Source organism: Amycolatopsis sp. MEPSY49 (genome assembly GCF_051337345.1).
Lineage (GTDB): Bacteria > Actinomycetota > Actinomycetes > Mycobacteriales > Pseudonocardiaceae > Amycolatopsis.
This window is the reverse complement of the sequence record NZ_JBDLYJ010000009.1, coordinates 138,006-155,239: the sequence shown is the minus strand read 5'-3', so window position 1 is coordinate 155,239 and position 17,234 is coordinate 138,006. Positions and strand designations below refer to the sequence as shown.

General features: G+C 69.8%; 18 protein-coding genes. 9 read left to right on the top strand and 9 right to left on the bottom strand.

What is annotated here, in order from left to right:
• Positions 1-45: 45 nt before the first annotated feature.
• Positions 46-909 (top strand): 1-aminocyclopropane-1-carboxylate deaminase/D-cysteine desulfhydrase, encoded by an 864-nt coding sequence (locus tag ABFJ78_RS33915; RefSeq protein WP_436391012.1) that lies wholly within the window; start codon positions 46-48, stop codon positions 907-909.
• Between the two features lie 3 nt (positions 910-912).
• Here the strand turns inward: ABFJ78_RS33915 and ABFJ78_RS33910 are convergent, their stop codons facing one another.
• On the bottom strand, positions 913-1,908 hold the full coding sequence (locus tag ABFJ78_RS33910; protein WP_372662786.1) for a LacI family DNA-binding transcriptional regulator: 996 nt from the start codon (positions 1,906-1,908) through the stop codon (positions 913-915).
• A gap of 137 nt (positions 1,909-2,045) precedes the next feature.
• Between ABFJ78_RS33910 and ABFJ78_RS33905 the strand changes: the two genes are divergently transcribed.
• Together ABFJ78_RS33905 and ABFJ78_RS33900 are read left to right on the top strand one after the other, a co-directional pair.
• The gene (locus ABFJ78_RS33905) at positions 2,046-3,707 is read left to right on the top strand and encodes a peptide-N4-asparagine amidase (RefSeq protein ID WP_436391010.1); all 1,662 of its coding nucleotides are present in this window, start codon (positions 2,046-2,048) and stop codon (positions 3,705-3,707) included.
• A 53-nt stretch (positions 3,708-3,760) separates the two neighbouring features.
• Entirely contained in the window at positions 3,761-5,038 is a 1,278-nt protein-coding gene (locus ABFJ78_RS33900; protein WP_436391008.1) for a cytochrome P450, read from the top strand.
• Positions 5,039-5,042: 4 nt separating this feature from the next.
• Here the strand turns inward: ABFJ78_RS33900 and ABFJ78_RS33895 are convergent, their stop codons facing one another.
• The 3 genes from ABFJ78_RS33895 to ABFJ78_RS33885 all read right to left on the bottom strand — a co-directional run bounded on the left by ABFJ78_RS33895 (position 5,043) and on the right by ABFJ78_RS33885 (position 7,369).
• Positions 5,043-5,999 (bottom strand): DUF1152 domain-containing protein, encoded by a 957-nt coding sequence (locus ABFJ78_RS33895; protein WP_436391006.1) that lies wholly within the window; start codon positions 5,997-5,999, stop codon positions 5,043-5,045.
• Between the two features lie 133 nt (positions 6,000-6,132).
• Positions 6,133-6,759, bottom strand: coding sequence for an alpha-ketoglutarate-dependent dioxygenase AlkB (locus ABFJ78_RS33890; RefSeq protein WP_436391004.1), 627 nt, complete (start codon positions 6,757-6,759; stop codon positions 6,133-6,135).
• 34 nt (positions 6,760-6,793) lie between these two features.
• On the bottom strand, positions 6,794-7,369 hold the full coding sequence (locus ABFJ78_RS33885; protein WP_436391002.1) for a dihydrofolate reductase family protein: 576 nt from the start codon (positions 7,367-7,369) through the stop codon (positions 6,794-6,796).
• Between the two features lie 219 nt (positions 7,370-7,588).
• On the opposite strand from ABFJ78_RS33885, the gene ABFJ78_RS33880 reads away from it, so the two are divergent.
• Positions 7,589-8,167 (top strand): hypothetical protein, encoded by a 579-nt coding sequence (locus ABFJ78_RS33880; protein WP_436391476.1) that lies wholly within the window; start codon positions 7,589-7,591, stop codon positions 8,165-8,167.
• A gap of 53 nt (positions 8,168-8,220) precedes the next feature.
• Here the strand turns inward: ABFJ78_RS33880 and ABFJ78_RS33875 are convergent, their stop codons facing one another.
• Positions 8,221-9,033 carry a tyrosine-type recombinase/integrase gene (locus ABFJ78_RS33875; RefSeq protein ID WP_436391000.1) on the bottom strand — a complete coding sequence of 271 codons (813 nt, stop codon included), beginning with the start codon at positions 9,031-9,033 and terminating at the stop codon, positions 8,221-8,223.
• Between the two features lie 153 nt (positions 9,034-9,186).
• Here ABFJ78_RS33875 and ABFJ78_RS33870 point away from each other — a divergent pair, with 153 nt between their 5' ends.
• Positions 9,187-10,032: an acyl-CoA dehydrogenase family protein gene (locus ABFJ78_RS33870; protein ID WP_436390998.1), complete on the top strand. Its 846-nt coding sequence runs from the start codon at positions 9,187-9,189 to the stop codon at positions 10,030-10,032.
• A 7-nt stretch (positions 10,033-10,039) separates the two neighbouring features.
• Here ABFJ78_RS33870 and ABFJ78_RS33865 read toward each other — a convergent pair whose 3' ends face one another.
• From ABFJ78_RS33865 to ABFJ78_RS33850, 4 genes are all read right to left on the bottom strand, one after another.
• Positions 10,040-10,756: a hypothetical protein gene (locus ABFJ78_RS33865; RefSeq protein WP_436390996.1), complete on the bottom strand. Its 717-nt coding sequence runs from the start codon at positions 10,754-10,756 to the stop codon at positions 10,040-10,042.
• Between the two features lies 1 nt (position 10,757).
• The gene (locus tag ABFJ78_RS33860) at positions 10,758-11,729 is read right to left on the bottom strand and encodes a YncE family protein (RefSeq protein ID WP_436390994.1); all 972 of its coding nucleotides are present in this window, start codon (positions 11,727-11,729) and stop codon (positions 10,758-10,760) included.
• A gap of 61 nt (positions 11,730-11,790) precedes the next feature.
• The gene (locus ABFJ78_RS33855; RefSeq protein WP_436390992.1) at positions 11,791-12,609 is read right to left on the bottom strand and encodes an amidohydrolase family protein; all 819 of its coding nucleotides are present in this window, start codon (positions 12,607-12,609) and stop codon (positions 11,791-11,793) included.
• Complete coding sequence (locus ABFJ78_RS33850) at positions 12,606-13,628, bottom strand: LacI family DNA-binding transcriptional regulator (protein WP_436390990.1); 1,023 nt, start codon at positions 13,626-13,628, stop codon at positions 12,606-12,608. The genes ABFJ78_RS33855 and ABFJ78_RS33850 overlap by 4 nt, the downstream gene beginning before the upstream one ends.
• Positions 13,629-13,760: 132 nt before the next feature.
• Here ABFJ78_RS33850 and ABFJ78_RS33845 point away from each other — a divergent pair, with 132 nt between their 5' ends.
• The 4 genes from ABFJ78_RS33845 to ABFJ78_RS33830 are packed head-to-tail and all read left to right on the top strand — an operon-like array spanning position 13,761 to position 17,138.
• Positions 13,761-15,104 carry an MFS transporter gene (locus tag ABFJ78_RS33845; protein WP_436390988.1) on the top strand — a complete coding sequence of 448 codons (1,344 nt, stop codon included), beginning with the start codon at positions 13,761-13,763 and terminating at the stop codon, positions 15,102-15,104.
• A gap of 3 nt (positions 15,105-15,107) precedes the next feature.
• Positions 15,108-15,887 carry an SDR family NAD(P)-dependent oxidoreductase gene (locus ABFJ78_RS33840; protein WP_436390986.1) on the top strand — a complete coding sequence of 260 codons (780 nt, stop codon included), beginning with the start codon at positions 15,108-15,110 and terminating at the stop codon, positions 15,885-15,887.
• A gap of 28 nt (positions 15,888-15,915) precedes the next feature.
• A complete protein-coding gene (locus tag ABFJ78_RS33835; RefSeq protein ID WP_436390985.1) occupies positions 15,916-16,704 on the top strand; it encodes a sugar phosphate isomerase/epimerase family protein in 789 nt (262 codons plus the stop codon).
• The gene (locus ABFJ78_RS33830) at positions 16,701-17,138 is read left to right on the top strand and encodes a type II 3-dehydroquinate dehydratase (RefSeq protein WP_436390983.1); all 438 of its coding nucleotides are present in this window, start codon (positions 16,701-16,703) and stop codon (positions 17,136-17,138) included. The genes ABFJ78_RS33835 and ABFJ78_RS33830 overlap by 4 nt, the downstream gene beginning before the upstream one ends.
• Positions 17,139-17,234: the final 96 nt, after the last annotated feature.

Sequence of the window (17,234 nt, the reverse complement as noted above, 5' to 3'; positions counted from 1 at the left end):
CATGCCCAAGGGTCGTACGCAGTTCAAACGATTTATGCTCACAGCGTGACGAAGCTGCAGCTCACCGTGCCTTCGCCGCTCGTCGAGCTGCGAGACGTCGAACGCGGGGTGCGCGTGCTGCTCAAGCGCGACGACCTGATCCACCCGGAGCTGCCCGGCAACAAGTGGCGCAAGCTCAAGCACAACCTCCGGGACGCGGCCGACGCCGGCGCCACCCGCCTGCTGACCTTCGGCGGGGCCTACTCCAACCACCTGCTCGCCACCGCCGCGGCCGGGCACCACTTCGGCTTCGAGACGGTCGGCGTCGTCCGGGGCGAGGAACACCTGCCCCTCAACGAAGTGCTGCGGGCGGCGGCCGCCCACGGCATGACGCTCACCTACCTGGATCGGACGGCGTATCGCGCCAAAGCCGATCCCGATGTCCTCGACGGGCTGCGTCGCGCGTGGGGCGAGTTCTTCCTGATCCCGGAAGGCGGGGCGAACGCGGCGGGCGTCCGGGGCTGCGCCGAGCTGGTCGCCGAGATCGACCGGCCGTTCGACGTCATCACCTGCGCCGTCGGCACGGGCGCGACCCTGGCGGGGATCGCCGCCGGGCTCGGACCCGGGCAGCGCGCGATCGGGTTCTCGGCCCTGAAAGGCGGCGGGTTCCTGCGGTCCGACGTCGCCCGGTTCCAGCGCGAAGCGTTCGGGCACGAGCTGGGGGAGTGGTCGGTCGACACCGGCTACCACTTCGGGGGCTTCGCACGGCGGAGCCGCGAACTCGACGCCTTCGTCGACGAGTTCGAGCGGCGCCACGGCGTCCGGCTCGACTGGGTCTACGAGGCCAAGATGATGTTCGGGCTGGGGGACCGCATCCGCGGCGGGGAGTTCCCCGAGGGCACGACGATCGTCGCCGTCGTCGCCGGGTAGGACTCAGCGGCGTACGCGGGTGGATTCGCGGACGACCAGCTCCGGGGTGAACACCACTGCCTGGTGCTCGACCGTCGTGTCGGCGGTTTCCGCCAGCAGCAGCTCCGCCGCCGTGCGGCCCAGGCGCTGCGCCGGCTGGCGGACCGACGTCAGCGGGACCGCCGCCGCGCCCGCGAACTCGATGTCGTCGTAGCCGACGATCGCCATCTCGTCCGGGACGCGCACGCCCGCGCCGACCATCGCCTGCAGCACACCCAACGCCAGCAGGTCGTTCGCGCAGAACACCGCCGTCGGGCGGGGGATCGTGCCCAGCAGGCGGGCGCCCGCGTCGCGGCCCGATGCCACGTCGAGGCCGATCGCCTCCAGCACCGTCAGCTCGACCGCCGCACCCGTCAGCGCCGTGCGCAGGCCCTGCTCGCGGTCGCGGCACTGGGCGAGGATCGCCGGCCCGTTGACGAACGCGATGCGGTGGTGGCCGGTCTCCAGGAGGTGGCGGCCCGCGAGCGCGCCGCCCGCGATGTCGTCCACCGCGACCGAGCTGGCTTCCGACGTCGGCGCCTTGCGGTCGACGAACACGTACGGCGTGCCGCTGCGGCGGAACGCGCGCAGGGCCTCGCCGGACGTCCCGACCGGGCTCAGCAGCACGCCGCGGACCCGCTGCTCGGCGAACATCGCCAGGTAGGACGCCTCGAGGTCGGACCGCTGGCCGCTGTTGCAGGTGATGATGTTGAGGCCCTCGGCGTGCGCGGCCTGCTCGGCGCCGCGCGCGACGTCGACGAAGAACGGGTTGCCGAGGTCGAGCACCAGCAGGCCCATGATCCGGCTGCGGCCGGCGCGCAGCTGCCGGGCCGACTCGTCGCGGACGTAGCCGAGCTCCTCGATGACCGACAGCACCCGGTTCCGGGTGGCCGCGGCGACCACGTGCGGCCGGTTGACCACATTGGACACCGTGCCGATCGAGACGCCGGCCCGCTTCGCGACGTCCTTGATGCCGACCACCGCACCCCCTAACCCCTGAGAAGGGCGTGAGCCTACCACGGTACTGAAACGTTTCAGACCGACATTTTCCCGCCGTTCGTCGGATGATCGCGGCGCTAGGCTCCCGAGCGGTGTGCCTGCCGCTGGGAGGAGTCCGGGTGCGGATCTTCACGATCGTCCTGTCACTGGTGCTGACGTGGGTGCTCTCCGGGGCGGTCGCCTCGGCGGACCCCGTGCTCGAACACGACACCGACGACCCGGTGACGGCGGCGCCCGCGGTGACCCGGCCGGACACCGCGCACTGCACGGTCACCCTCGCCGACGCCTTCCGCTCCAACACCGCCGACGGCACGCCCCAGTACTACGAAGGCACGCTGGCGCCCCCGAAGGCGTGCCCCGGCCCGTGGGCGAAGGTCGTCATGGACCAGACCGTGACCGTCAGCGGCCGGCAGTACGACCGGATCGGCGACCTGCGGATCGGCGGCACCGAAGTCTGGTGGGGGACCACGGAGGAACCCAGCGGCGAGGGCACCCGGCCGATCACCTACCACTTCGACAAGGACCTCACGCCGTACACCGCGCTGCTGCGCACGCCGCAGCCGTTCCACGGCGGCATCGAGAACTACAACTCGCCGGTCTACACCGGGGTGTACGCCCAGACCGTGACGCTCACCTACTACCAGGCCGACCGGAAGCACCCCGCGCCCGAGACGGCCGACCACGTGGCCGGGTTCGCGCACGCCGACGCGACCCCGGCGGCGCCCACCGTCCACTTCAGCGCGAAGGACCTGCCGCGCAACATCACCCGCGCCTACCTCGAGGTCACCCTCGAAGGCCACGCCTGCGACGAGCAGTGGTTCGACGACGTCCCGGACGCCGTGTCGGCGAAGTACCCGGCCGCCGGGCTCTGCGGCAAGGGCCCGTACCGCGAAGCGAACTTCGCGCTCGACGGGACACCCGCCGGCAGCGCGTTCACCTTCCCGCACATCTACTCCGGCGGGATCGTGCCGCAGCTGTGGCGGCCGATCGTCGCGATCGACACGTTCAGCCTGCACGCCGAAACCTACGACATCACGCCGTTCGCGGGCCGGCTCGTGGACGGCGCCGCGCATGACCTCTCCTTCTCCTTCCCGGACATCGGCGGTGAGTTCACCGTCGTCCCGACGCTACTGCTCTACACCGACAAAAACGCCGCGCGGACCTCCGGCGCCCTGGTCCAGCACGACGTCGCCGCGGCCCCGGTGCGGCAGGAAACGGTGAAGGACATCCAGGACGGCGTGAACGTGACAGTGACGGCGAAGCGCCACGACGTGACCGCCGGCTACGTCGACACCTCCGCCGGCCGCGTGTACACCCGCGTCGAGCGCACCCGCGACTACCGCAACAGCGACGACGTCACCGGCGGCGGCTTCACCCAGCACGTCGTGCAGGGCGACTCGGGGCAGCAGACCTCGACGTCCACTGTGGACGGCCGGGTGCGCTCGGCCGCCCGGCACACCTGGTCCTACCCGCTGACCACCGACGCCACCGCGAACATCACCGACGACCAGAACCTGCGGATCTCCGGCGCGGCGCAGATGACGCAGGTCCTCGGCGACCTCACCGGCGACGGCCGGAGCTGGCGGCCGGTCCGCGCGTCGACGGAGTGGCTCGGCTCGTCCGGCGTGCTGGCCCGCACGAACGGCGTCAACACGGAGGCGGACGGCCGCTCGCGCACGTCGTACGCCGGCACCGACGACCTCGGCCGGCCATACTTCCACTACGTCGCGAGCGAGCACGGGCGGATCACCGAGAACCGGGAAGTCCCGCCGCGGAGGTGAATCCCGTCTCGCTCCGCCTCACCCGATCGGGCTAGTGCGGTACTGTCGGATCCATGGGGAGTCTCCGCTCACGGGTCCTGGGCTGGGTCGGGCGCCGGTACCTCGCGCGTCAGTCGAAAAAGGGTTTCGACCTCGAAAAGATGTCGGCCATCCTGCCGGACTCGGCGCTGGAGCCGCTGCGGCGGGAGGGTCTCGACCCGGTGCCCGCGATGGCCGAGCGGCGCGCCGAAGCCCCGATCAGCAAGCTCGACCTGCCGTTCGGGATGAACGCGTGGCTGGTCACGGGCTACGACGAGGCGAAGGCGGTGCTCGGCAAGGCGACCGGGTTCTCCAGTGACTTCGGCAACCTCGTCGGCAACGCGGGCGTCACCGCGGACCAGAACCCGGGCGGGCTGGGCTTCGCGGACCCGCCGGTGCACACGAGGCTGCGGAAGCTGCTCACCCCGGAGTTCACGATGCGGCGGCTCAGCCGGCTGACGCCGCGCATCGACGAGATCGTCACCGAGCAGCTCGACGCGATGGCCAAGACCGACGGCCCGGTCGACCTGTGGCAGGCGTTCGCGCTGCCGATCCCGTCGCTGACGATCTGCGAGCTGCTCGGCGTGTCCTACGAGGACCGCGAGGACTTCCAGCGGCTGAGCACCGCCCGGTTCGACCTCTTCGGCGGCGCGGGCGCCTCGCTCGGCGCGATGTCGGAGTCGCTGACCTACCTGCTCGACATCGTGAAGAAGCAGCGCGAGGAGCCCGGCGACGGCCTCCTGGGCATGCTGATCAAGGAGCACGGCGACGAGATCGACGACCGCGAGCTGGCCGGTCTCGCCGACGGCGTGCTCACCGGCGGCCTGGAGACGACGGCCAGCATGCTCGCGCTGGGCGCGCTGGTGCTGCTGCGCGACGAGAAGGCGTTCGACGCGGTCCGCGGCGACGAGCAGTCGGTGCACCGGTTCGTCGAGGAGCTGCTGCGGTACCTGACGGTCGTCCAGATGGCGTTCCCGCGGTTCGCCAAGGAGGACATGGAGATCGCGGGCGTGCGGATCGGCGAGGGCGACATCGTGCTGGTGTCGCTGTCGGCGGCCGACCGCGACCCGAAGCTGGGCCCGGACATGGAGAAGTTCGACGCCACCCGCGAGCCGACGTCGCACCTGGCGTTCAGCTACGGCATCCACCGCTGCATCGGCGCGGAGCTGGCCCGGATGGAGCTGCGCACGGCGTACCCGGCGCTGGTCCGCCGGTTCCCGAACCTGCGGCTGGCGGTGCCGGCGGAGGAGCTGTCGTTCCGCAAGGTGTCCATCGTGTACGGCTTGGACGAGCTGCCGGTGCTGGTGGACTGAAGGATCAGTGCGGGATGTCCCGCCGCGGCCGCCGTTCGACGCGGTCCCGGTGGGCTTCGATGACCATGGCGACGTCGACGGCGGTCTCGGTGCCGGCGAGCTCGCCGAGGTAGCCGACCCTCTCGGCGAGGGTCGGCAGATCGACGGTGAAGTAGACCCCCATCAGCGGGTTTACGAAGAGTTCGCTGCCGGCGGTCCGCGCGCTGAACTGGGCATCGCCGAACTGACCCCGCAGAGCGGCCGCGATCTGCCCGTGCACGATGCTGGGCCGCTCCGGAGTGGCGCGTTGAGCATGGGCAACGGCGTCGAGGTAGGCCTCGGCTTCCGGTGACCGCGAGGGAATGGAGAGGGCCCCGAGGTACCCGCCGACCCGATCGAGGGCGGCGAGGTTCTCGAGGACATGGGCGTGGCAGACGCCGTGAAAGGCATCGATGCCGAAGCCGAGACTGACGACGAGCCGATCGACGCCGTCGAGGGCGGCGACGGCGGCAAGGCTGGTCATGTCCTCTTCGGGCGTACCGAGCCCGGCTTCATCACCGCGAAGCAGAATGTCGGTCCCGCCATCGACGAGCACGACGGCATCGACACCGAGATGGGCAACGAGGTGCCGGTAGGCGTCGCGCAGCGGCCGGACGCCAACGCGGGGAAAGGCGTGCACAACGGAGGGCCGGCCCCGGGAATCGAGCCACCGGGCGAGGGTCCGTTCGGGAAAGTAGGCATCATCGCCGGAGCTGCCGGGCCGCACGGCGGCGACACCGGGGTAGAGCCAGTCGTCGAGATCGAGCCGGTTCAGATCACTGAAGGCAAGGTTGGCGAGGTGGACGTCTTTGCCTTGCGCGCGAAGGGCAATGGCAAGCGGAAGCCCGGCGTAGACATCGAAGCCCCCACCGGCCCCGGCAACGAGAACGCGACGAGCAGAGCGAAGCCTGCCAAAGAGGGGCGGCTCGAAAAGACTGTGCACAGCACCATGGTACGGAGTTTCGGAAAGGTCCTATGTGGACTAACCTCATCCCCGGCCCCCGGCCCCCGGCCCCCGGCCCCCGGCCCCCGGCCCCCGGCCCCCGGCCCCCGGCCCCCGGCCCCCGGGGAGTCCCTCAGTTAACCCCGCGAGGCCGGAACTGAATGCTGATCCGCGGCCCCACGGGCTTAGCCGTCTTGGGAACCGCGTGCTCCCAGGTCCGTTGACAACTCCCACCCATCACGAGCAAATCCCCATGCCCCAGCGGCCGAGCCAACGTCTTACCCCCACCGCCTCGGGGCCGCAGCGCCAAATTCCGCGCCGCCCCGACAGACAGAATCGCGACCATGGTGTCCTCCCGGGCCCCCCGCCCGATCCGGTCGCCGTGCCAAGCCACGCTGTCGCGGCCGTCGCGGTAGTAGCACAACCCCGCCGTCCGGAACGGCTCGCGCAGTTCCCGCAGGTAGTGCCGGCTCAACGCGTCCCGCGCCGCGGCCAGCACCGGGTGGGGGAGCGGCACGTTCTCGCGGTAGTAGCTCAACAACCTCGGCACGGCGACGACGCGGTCGTACATCTTCCGCTTCTCCGCCTGCCACGGCACGCCCTCGACCAGCGCCGCGAACAGCTCGTCGGCGCCCTCGAGCCAGCCGGGCTGGATGTCCACCCACGCGCCCGAGCCGAGGTCGGTCCGCTCGGGCGCGAGGGGGCGCAGCGCGATCGACCCCTGGGTGTCGAACAGCGAAGACTGGAGACCAGGGTTCATGGTCTCCAGTCTACACCAAGATCGAACACCTGTTCTAGTGAATCACGTCGTAGACGAGCTTCTGGATCCCGTTGCCGTAGGTCTCGCTCTCGACGACCTTCAGGCTCTGCTTGTCCTTGTCGGCCGCGCTGAACAGCCGCTTGCCCGCCCCGAGCAGGACCGGGAACACGAGCAGGTGGTACCGGTCGATCAGGCCGGCGTCGCCCAGCGCGCGGTTCAGGGTGGCGCTGCCGTGGACGGTGATCGGCCCGCCGTCGGTCTCCTTGAGCGCGGCGACCTCGTCGAGTGACCGCAGGAGGGTGATCTCGCCCCAGTTCGTCACCAGGTCCTGCTCGGACAGCGTCGTCGAGACGACGTACTTGGGCATCGCGTTGTAGCCCGGGAACTCCTCGGTCATGCCCGGCCACACCGGGGCGAACGCTTCGTAGCTGACCCGGCCCATCATCATCGCGGTGGATTCGCCCTGCTCACGGCCCTTGAGCTCGTAGGCCGCCGGGTCGAACTCGATGTCCTTGAAGGTCCAGCCGGCGTTGCGGTAGCCGGGCTCGCCGCCGGGGGCCTCGACGACGCCGTCGAGCGAGACGAAGGCGGTGGCGATCAGGGTGCGCATGGGTGCTCCTCGGTGGTCGTTCCGTGCTCTCGTGAGTCTGTCGAACGGCCCTCGCCGGATTCGACACCGGTCCGCGGAAAAAGTTCAGGGGGTCTTGTCGACGGCGGCTCCGGCTCGTACAGTCGTGCTCACGCCGGGTAAAGGTCTGAACCTTTGTCCGCCACCGCCGCCTCGAGTGCTACAGGAGGTTGGACGGTGCGCAAACTTCGCGGCGCGGGCGTGCTCGCGGCGGTCGCGACGGGGCTCGCGGTACTCACCCCGGTCGCCGACGCCCAGGTCGGGACCGGCCCGTGGATCTCGGACTCACCGGGTTACTCGGAGCAGGAGCGGGGGTGCGGCGACGTCTCCGGGCTCACTTTCAAGCTCACCTGCTCGACGGCCAGCGGTGACCAGCGCGCGGAACGCCGCTACACCACCTACTCCGGCGGCACCCACCAGTTCGAGGGTTCGTTCAAGATCACCAGCATGTCCGGCTCGCGGATCAGCCTCAAGCAGACGTTCCGCGACGGCTCCAGCGCGGGCCCGTACTTCCTGCTGGCGGTCGAAAAGGGCGGCCGGATGTACGCGGTGGAGGGCGGCGCGACGCTGGGCAGCGGCGCGACCGTCGGCACGTCGGTGCGGGTCAACACGATCAACCAGGTCGGCAGCTCGCACAAGGTCTATCTGAACGGTTCGCTGAAGCAGACGATCTCGAGCCCGGGCGGCAGCTACTACGACAAGTTCGGCAGCTACCGCACGAGCAGCGGCGCGGGACCGATCACGGTGCAGTGGAGCGGCATCAAGTTCTGGCACAAGTAGGGTAGGTAGGGCCTGACCTGCGGTTTTGTGGGTTTGAGGTCGTCAGGCCGTCACTAGGCCGTCTCGGGATTTTCAGGCCGCGCCGCCCCGGTGTGGCGCGGTTTGAAAATCCCGTCGGCTGCCTCTCGCGCCCGGCGACAGCTCGACGGGACCAGGTGGGTATAGATGCGGAGTGTGTAGCCCGGGTCGTGGTGACCGAGGTACTCGGCCAGCTCCTTGACCGACACTCCGGAGGCCAGGGCGACCGAGGCGTAGAAGTGCCGCATGCCGTGCATGCCGTCTCGTCGCGGGATGTAGTTGAGCCTGGCTGCAGCGTAGGCCGGCTTCCAGACGGCGAGGTTGTACTCCGGGCCGCTGATCATCCCGCTGGCGGCACGAGCGCCGAGGCGTTGAAGACCTTCGGGCTTGCGGATGAGCAGCCGGGCGGTAACCGGACGCCCTCCGGGTTCGAGCCAGGGCAGGGGGACTGTGACAGGCTCGAAGGAGGCCAGGTGTGCGTCGATTTCTTCCAGGACTCCGGCCCCGATCGGCACCAGCCGGGTCTTCCCGCCCTTCGGGGGAGCGAACACGGGCGTGTTGCCGAGCCAGCGGATCTGGCGCTGGATGTTCGCCACCATCTCCCCCCGATCGACGTCGTCCGGGCTGAACCCGAAGATCTCCATCTGCCGCAGTCCCAGGCCGGCCCCGAGTGGCACAACGACCTGTTGCGGAGCGGGCAGGGCCAGCTTCACCTGGTATACCTGAGACTCCCTCCAAGGAACTATCTTCCGCCGCTCGGGCTTGGGGCGTTTGATGCTTTTCGTCTTGCACGGGTTGCTGCGGATCCTCTGGTCCACCCGGGCGGCTTCCAGGATCGCCGAGACCATGTCGAACAGGACGGCTCGATAGGATGCGGCCAGCCCGCGTCCACCCTCACTCCTCGGGCGTTCCATCCAGCCGAGCCAGTCACGGATTGTTTCCGTCTTCTCGGCGGCTCGCAGCGACTTGTCGCCGAGAAACGGGAAGATGCCGTTGTCGAGGTGGCGGTGCTGGCGGCCACCACGCTGCTCGAATCGGGCGACGAGGAAGCGAAGCAGCTCTACCTGCCGGCGATCGCCGACGGCAGCCTGATCGCCACCGTCGCGCTGACCGAAGAGGACGATTGCTGGGACGAAAGCGGCATCACGGTGCCGGCCACGCACACCCCGGATGGCTGGACGCTCAGCGGCACCAAGCACTTCGTGCTGGACGGCCTTACCGCGAACCTCATTATCGTGCCCGCCCGCACCACGAGCGGGGTCTCGTTGTTCGCCGTCGACCCCGCAGCCTCGGGAGTCAGCCGGCGGCCGTCGACCACGCTCGACGAAACGCGCAAGCTCGCCGTCGTCGAGCTCGACACCGCTCCCGCACGGCTGATCGGCGCCGAAGGCGGCGGCTCGCCCGTCCTGCGTCGGGTGCTGGACTTCGCCGCAGTCGCTCTGGCCTCGGAGCAAGCCGGTGGCGCCCAGGCCGCGCTGGACATGTCCGTCGAGTACCTGAAGACCCGGGTCCAGTTCGGTCAGGTGATCGGCGCATTCCAGGCTCTGAAGCACATGGCCGCCGACGTCCTGATCGAGGTCGAGTCGGCGAGGTCGGCGGCGTACTACGCGCTCGACGCAGCGGCTCAGGACAACGACGAACTCCCGGTCGCCGCCTCGCCGGCCGAGGCGTACTGCAGCGAAGCCTTCGTCACGGCCGCCCACCAGAACATCCAGTTCCACGGCGGCATGGGCTTCACCTGGGAGGTACCGGCGCACCTGTACTACAAGCGCGCCCGCTCTTCCGAAATCTTCCTCGGCGACGCCTTCGCTCACCGGGGAGCGCTGGCTCAGCGCATCGGAATCTGATTCAGCCTCACGCGAGGCCGCGGACGACGTGCCAGCACTCGTCCGCGGCCTCGTCGTAGCCGTCCGCGGGAACTTGGCATCGGCGGCGGAAGGCAGCGGTCCTGAATGCCGGGTTTCTCGGTGACAGGTCGCGGAGGGCGTTGATCAGCCGTCCCAGATCGACCTCATTCGCCCAGCGCCTGCGACGAAAGCGCGGAAGGTGTCGGCTCGTAGGCGAACGCTCACCGGGTCCGGGAGTGTCGGTTGCCGGGATCGTGTCCACCGTCGGCCGCGGGTTGGCCGAGGTCGCTGGAGGATCGGTCAGTTCGACGGCATGGCTCGCTCCGGTGAACGGGGCGAATTCGGCGGTCTGATCCCGGTCCGGCCGGCGGCGGGCAAGCTCGTGGTCTGCTTGCGCGGTCACCGCCTTGATCTTGACCTGTACGACAAGCTCCGGCCCTACAGCCACCACTATCGGCTGCACGGCACGCTGTGCGAGGTCTGCCGGGCCCAGTAAGGCTGTGAGCCCGCGGCCCGCCGCCTCGCCGAATGGGCCGACTTCGACGTCATCACCCAGCACCCGTCCGACGCCGTACCGGACAGCGGGCTCGTCCTGGTCGTCCATCCGCCCGCCGCGCAGTCTTCGATCGGCCGGACCGAGCTGTACCTCGACGGCGCGCAGGTCGGCGTTGTCACGTTGTCGATGTGCGCCCCGTGTCGCATCGCCACCCTCGACAACGTCCACGTCACGGTGCGTGGACGAAGGTCGAGAAGGCGACGCCGTCAGGATTGCGGCCAGTCTGAACAGTGCCGGCGACGCTCAGGTCACCCACCCGGATCGCGGTGAGCGATCCGGCAGGAGCGCAGGCGGTGTACGCGACGGCGCCGGTCGGATCCAGAAGCATCATCTGCGGGAAAGGTGGAACGTCGCCCACGGCCGCGATGTCGAACGTCTTCAGCTCGAGACGAGCCACCTGGGCACCGCCGCGCAGGGCCACGACCAGGTTGAGCCCGTCGGGGGTCAGTGCGGTTCCGAAAGCGATGGAGGGTAGCGCGACCCAGCAGTCGATCGAGCCCGTGGTCAGGTCGACGACGGCCAAGCGCGGTCGGTGCTGGTCGGCTGTGAATGCGAAGGCGCCGTCCGCGGAGAGCGTGATGCGGTTGATCTCCGCGGCGATCTCGATCGTGCGCAGGAGAGTGCCGCTTTCGAGGTCGATCTCGGAGATCGAACCGGGACGGACGTTCGCGGTGTAGCCGCGCGTGCCGTCGGGAGACAGTGCGAGCATGTGGGACTGCGCATGCCCGGTGTTCAGGGTCCGCACGACCGACAGGGTGGCGGGGTTCAGCACCGTGACCGTCCTGGTGACTTCGGTCGTCACGTAGAGCAGGCCGTCGCCGCCGAACACGGCGCAGTGCGGACGGCAGGGCACGTTCAGCTCGATCGTCGCCTGGCGCCGCCCGCCGACGAGATCGATGACATCGATGGTGCTGCAGTCGGTGCCCGGCGCACCAACCGGGGCGTCGCTGTAAATCGGCACGTAAGCGATCGGGAGGTCGGGGTGTGCCGCCACCTCATGACCGGGGCCGCTCAGTTCAACGACATCCACGACTCTCATGGTCTGAGCGTCGACCAGTCCCAAAGTGCGGTCACCCTTGTCGACCACCAGAACGGTTCCGGCGACCGGGGTTTTCTGACCCGGCAGCGACGTCGAACTCACAGTGGACATCCTTTCGGTGCGGTCGCGTCGGAGGGGCGGCGCAGGAACATGGCCCGCCGGGTCAAAATCCCAGCAGGTGGTGCGGAGTGGTGCCGAGGATCTGCCGGCGGTCACCGGCGTCGGCGATGTGGCGGGGGAGAAGGTCGAGGAGCGGCGCGTAGTCGATGCGTTCCGGTGCACGCAGGAAGGGCCAGTCCGATCCCCACACGCAGTGGTCGGGACCGAATTCTTCGAGCAGTGCGCGGATGAACGGTGCGAGGTCGTCGTGGGGGTACGGCTCGCGGGATGCTTTGGCCAGGCCGGAAAGCTTGACGAACGCCCGTCCGGTCTTTCCCCAGCGCAGCAGTTCGCGGAAGCCGGGGGTGTCGAGCCCCGCGGCTGGGTCCGGTCGGCCGCAGTGGTCGACGAGGATGCGGGTACCGGAGGGCTCGAGCACCGGGGTGAGCTCGAGAAGCTGGTTTCCCGTCACCTGGACGTCGGCGATCATGTCGAGTGCGGCGAGGTCGCGCAGCAGCCGGCCGGCGTCGGCGTAGCGGTCGGTGCCGAGCAATGCCGCGTTGAGGGTGATTCCGGCGATCCCGCGGCTCCGGAGTTCGGCGAGCTCGGCTCGGGAGGTGCGGGTGGGGACGACCGCCATGCCGCGGTATCGGCCGGCGCCTCGCTCGAGGGTGTCCAGCAGGCAGCGGTTGTCCTCGCCGTAGCCCGAGTTCGGGCCGACGAGGAGGGCGTGGGTGACGCCGTGCGCGTCGAGCAAGGCCGTGAGCCGTTCCGGGGTGCCGAGTTCCGGTCCGGCGGGGGAATAGAACGTGTCGGCGGCGTAGGGAAAGCGCGCGGGGTCGAACACGTGGACGTGACAGTCCACGACCATGTTCGCGGTCACGCCTGTTCCCCAGCCGGGCCGCTCGACTGCCGGATCTTCAAATGGGATGGCACGACGAGCCGCTGGGCCGCGGTTTTGACCGGGGGTCTCGCCTGGAGCAGCAACTCGACGGCGACGCGACCGGCGTCTTCGAGCGGCGCGGCCACCGTGGTCAGGGGCGGGGTGCAGAAGTCGGCACCGAAGATGTCGTCGAAGCCCGCGACGCTCACCTGCCCTGGCACGTCGATGCCCCGTTCGGCCAGCCGGCGGAGGATGCCGATGGCCAGCAGGTCGTTGTGGGCGATCACGGCGGTCGCGCGCGTGCCGATGGCCGCGTCCGCCGCGGCCGGACCGCCTTCGATGGACGGTGGGAACGGCCCCAGACGGATCGCCGACATCCCGAGTTCGCGAGCAGTGCGGTCGATGGCGGCCCACCGTTTGGCGCCCGACCACGACTCCCGCGGTCCGCTGAGGAAGACCACGCCGCGGTGGCCGAGGGAATGCAGGTGCCCGACGAGCTGCCGCGGTCCCTCGGTGTGATCGGTGACGACGCTGGAGATGCCCTCGGCCTCCCGGTTGACCAGGACGACGGCCTTGTCGGCCGCGTAAGCGCGCAGCTCGGAAGTGCGCAGCCTGCTGGCGGCGATCAGCAGGCCGTCCACCGAGCCGAGAGCGCGGTCCACGACCTCGCGTTCGGCCCGGGGCGATTGCTGCGTGTCGCCCAGGATCAGGGTGTAGCCCGCGGCCGACGCCTGTCGCTCGGCGCCCCGGATGAGCGTGAAGAAGTGCGGGTTGGTGATATCGGAGACGACCAGCCCCAGCATCGACGTCTTGCCCGAGCCCAGCGCGCGGGCGGCCTGGTTCGGCCGGTAGCCCAGCCGCGTCGCCACCTCGTGCACGTGGACCAGCGTCCGGGAGTTGACCCGGCCGGGGCGGGAGAACGCGCGGGACACCGTCGAGACGGCGACCCCGGCAGCCTCGGCGACGTCGGCCAGCGTCGTCACTCGCGGCCGCTCAGGTCCGGTTTCCTGGCGCGCCATCACCGGTGCCCCTTTCCTCGCTCGTCGGACGCAGCTTAGCCAGCCGTGGCAAATAATGGCAAACGCTTGCCACATTTCTGGCCCTGATCGTAGCTTTCGTCTCGACCACGACCCTTCGTGTTGGGACGTACGATGACTGAATCGACGATGGCCGAAGACGTCCATCCGCGGCCGGCCGCGCACCCCGAGCGGACCCCGAAACGGGCCGCGATCGCCGCGTGGACGGGAAGCGCGCTCGAGTACTACGACTTTTTCTTGTACGCCTCGTCGGCGGCGCTGATCTTCCCCCATGTCTTCTTCCCACCGGGGGACCCGGCCGCGGCCACCCTCGCGTCGCTGGCGACGTTCGGGGTGGGCTACCTGGCGCGCCCGGTGGGCGCGTTCTTCATGGGGCACCTGGGCGACCGGCTCGGCCGCAAGAAGGTTCTCGTGCTGACGCTCGTGTCGATGGGCCTGTCGACCTTCCTGGTGGGGTGCTTGCCCGGGTACGGCCAGATCGGGTTGGCCGCGCCGGTGCTGCTCGTCGCGCTTCGGCTGATGCAGGGGCTTTCTGCCGCGGGCGAGCAGGCGGGAGCGAACTCGATGTCCTTCGAGCACGCGCCCGACCACCGGCGTGCCTATGTGACCAGCTGGACCCTGGGCGGCACACAGGCCGGGCAGGTGCTGGCGAGCGCGGTCTTCATCCCGCTGGCCGCCTGGCTGGACGACCGCGCGCTGTACTCGTGGGGCTGGCGGATCCCGTTCTTCCTGTCCGCTGCGATGTTCGTCGTCGGGCTGGTGGTCCGCCGGGCATTGCCCGAAACTCCGTCGTTCGTAGCCGAGCAGCAGCGTGGCACCACGCCGCGCACGCCGCTGGTCGAACTGTTCCGCCACCACCGCGGGGCGGTGCTCCGGGTGTTCTTCGCGGCGTGGATTTCCAATGTCGGAACGGTGTTCGCGGTGTTCGCCCTGGCGTTCGCGACCGATTCGAGCTACGGCGTCGGCCTGGACAAGACCCTGATGCTGTGGGTCGCCGCGGGCGGGAACGGTCTCGCGGTCGTCACCGCGCCCCTGCTGGCGCTGGTTTCGGACCGGGTCGGCCGCAAGCCGGTTTTCGTCGGCGGCATCGCCGGCAGCGCAGTGCTCACCGCCCTGTTCCTGGCGTCGATCTCGGCCGCCAGGCCCGTGCTGGTGGTGGTGACCGGAGTGGCGCTGCTCGGCGTGGCGTACGCGGCGACGGTGGCCGTGTGGCCTGCCACCTACGCCGAGATGTTCCCGACCCGGGTCCGGCTGTCCGGCATGGCGGTCGGTACCCAGTTCGGGTTCGCCACCGCGGGGCTGACTCCCTTGATCACCGCGGGCATCGCCGGGCATTCGCCGGGAGGCTGGGTTCCGGTGGCGATCTACACCGCGGCGATCTGCTTGGTGTCCGCGGTCGCCGTGCTCGCGGGACGCGAGACCTTCCGTGTTCCCTCAGCCGAATTCGACCGGAGGTAAGGGATGACGAAGTACCTGGAGGCACCCGTCGCCGTCGTGACCGGCGGGGGCGGTGCTCTCGGCGCGATCATCGGCCGGGTGCTCGCCGAGGACGGGTTCCAAGTCGTGCTCGTGGATCGCGACCGAGCGGCGGTCGAGGCGGTCGCGGAAGAGGCCGCCCCACCGGGACGCCCTCCGGTCGCGCTGGCCGCCGACGTCACCGAAGCCGCGGCCATCGAGACGATGGTCGGCGAGGTGGGCGGCCGGTTCGGGCGGCTCGACGTGGTGGTCAACAGCGCGGGGATCGAACGGGTGCACGCCCTGGAGACCATGGACGAGTCCGACTGGGACCTGACCATGGACGTCAACGTCAAGGGACCCATGCTGCTCTCGCGCGCCGCGGTGCCCTTCTGGCGCAAGCAGGGCTCGGGCGCGGTGGTCAACATCAGTTCACGAGCCTGGTCCGGCGGCTCGGCCAACACCGCCTACGCCAGTTCGAAAGCCGCGCTCGTCGGCCTCACCACCGCGATGGCCGTCGAGCTCGGGCCGCTGGGGGTGCGAGCCAACGCGGTCGCGCCGAGTTTCGTGCTGACACCGTTCAACCGGCAACGCACCGACATCGACAACCTCGCGAAGATGGTCGAGCGCTACACCGCCTTCACTCCGCTGCGACGTCTGGTCGAACCGGTCGACGTCGCCAACGCGGTCGCGTTCCTGGCCTCGGAACGGGCCCGGAACATCACCGGTGAAGTCCTGCACGTCTGCGCCGGCTCCCAGCTGCCCCCGGTGGTGGGCGAGCCTTGAGCAGCCTCACCTGCAGCGCGAACACACCTTGCGGCACGCGAGCCCGCGCAGCCGGATCGAAGCGGCCGAAACGGCCGGTTTCGGCGGAATCGGGCTGCGGCTGGACGACTGCCGGTCCGCCGGGGCCGCGCTTCGCGACCTGCTCGACGAACACGGAATGCGCGTCATGGAGCTGGAGCACATCTGGGACTGGGCCGCGCCGGTCCCATCGCCTGTCGAGCACGAGCTGTTCGCCGTGGCGGACAGGACCGGGTACCGGCAGCTGAACGTGCCGATGCTCTTCGACCACCCGATCGAAGACCTGATCGCCGGGTTCGGTGGCCTGTGCGACCGGGCGGGGCGGCACGGGCTCCTCGTCGGCCTCGAGTTCATGCCGTACAGCTCGGTGCCGACCCTCGGCCGCGCCTGGGACATCGTCGCCGGGGCGGAGCGTGAGAACGGCGGAGTGATCATCGACCTGTGGCACTGGAACCGATCCGGAGCGCAACCGCAGGACCTCGGGATGATCGACCCGGACCGCGTCACGTCGGTCCAGCTGTGTGATGTGCGCGCCGAGCCGATGCGCGACCCGGGGCACGAGGCCCGCCACCACCGCCACCTACCCGGCGACGGGGCGGGCGACCCGGCCGGAGTGCTCAGCGCCCTGCGCCGGCACGGCCTCGGTTGCCCGGTATCGGTCGAAGTCTTCTCCGACGACCTCGATGCCCTGTCGCCCGAGGAGGCGGCATGGCGTGCCGCGCGCGCCGGCGCCTCCTGCCTGGAGGCGGCCGGATGGGCTCTTCCGCCGTGGCGGACCAACCTGGAGGAAGCACCGTGAAATTCCTGATCATGCACGGACCCAACATCAACCGGCTCGGCAAGCGGTGGCCCGAGAAGTACGGTCACCACACCCTTGCCGACATCACCGCCGATGTGGACACGACCGCCAGGGCACTCGGAGTCGAGGTCGACCACGTCCAGTCCAACACCGAGGGGGACCTCGTCGGCTGGCTGCACGACCGGCAGGACACGGCTGACGGGGTCGTGCTCAATCCGGCTGGTCTGACCTACTACGGCTGGTCGCTGCACGACGGGTTGCATGACGCCGGGTTGCCGATTGCCATTGTCCACATCGGGCAGTTCTGGGCCTACGAGCGGGGCCGTCGCCCCGACATCTTCGCCGAGCTCGCGACGATCCACCTCACCGGCGCCGGCTGGCGCGGGTACCAGTTCGCGCTCAGGGCGCTCCACGGGAAGATAAGTGCTGCGTGAAGGTGGGGTTGCTTTCTTGGCTCGACTCGGTACCGGCGCTCGAACGTCGCCCACTTCGGTGCCGGAGCGGGCGACGTCCTGAGGTGCGCCGTGTTC

Bases quoted from the DNA above. Each gene is read 5' to 3' on its own strand.
- ABFJ78_RS33900 (WP_436391008.1), top strand. From the start codon at position 3,761: ATGGGGAGTCTCCGCTCACGGGTCCTGGGCTGGGTCGGGCGCCGGTAC.
- ABFJ78_RS33890 (WP_436391004.1), bottom strand. From the start codon at position 6,759: ATGAACCCTGGTCTCCAGTCTTCGCTGTTCGACACCCAGGGGTCGATC.
- ABFJ78_RS33885 (WP_436391002.1), bottom strand. From the start codon at position 7,369: ATGCGCACCCTGATCGCCACCGCCTTCGTCTCGCTCGACGGCGTCGTC.
- ABFJ78_RS33875 (WP_436391000.1), bottom strand. From the start codon at position 9,033: ATGGTCTCGGCGATCCTGGAAGCCGCCCGGGTGGACCAGAGGATCCGC.
- ABFJ78_RS33850 (WP_436390990.1), bottom strand. From the start codon at position 13,628: ATGGCGCGCCAGGAAACCGGACCTGAGCGGCCGCGAGTGACGACGCTG.
- ABFJ78_RS33845 (WP_436390988.1), top strand. From the start codon at position 13,761: ATGACTGAATCGACGATGGCCGAAGACGTCCATCCGCGGCCGGCCGCG.
- ABFJ78_RS33840 (WP_436390986.1), top strand. From the start codon at position 15,108: ATGACGAAGTACCTGGAGGCACCCGTCGCCGTCGTGACCGGCGGGGGC.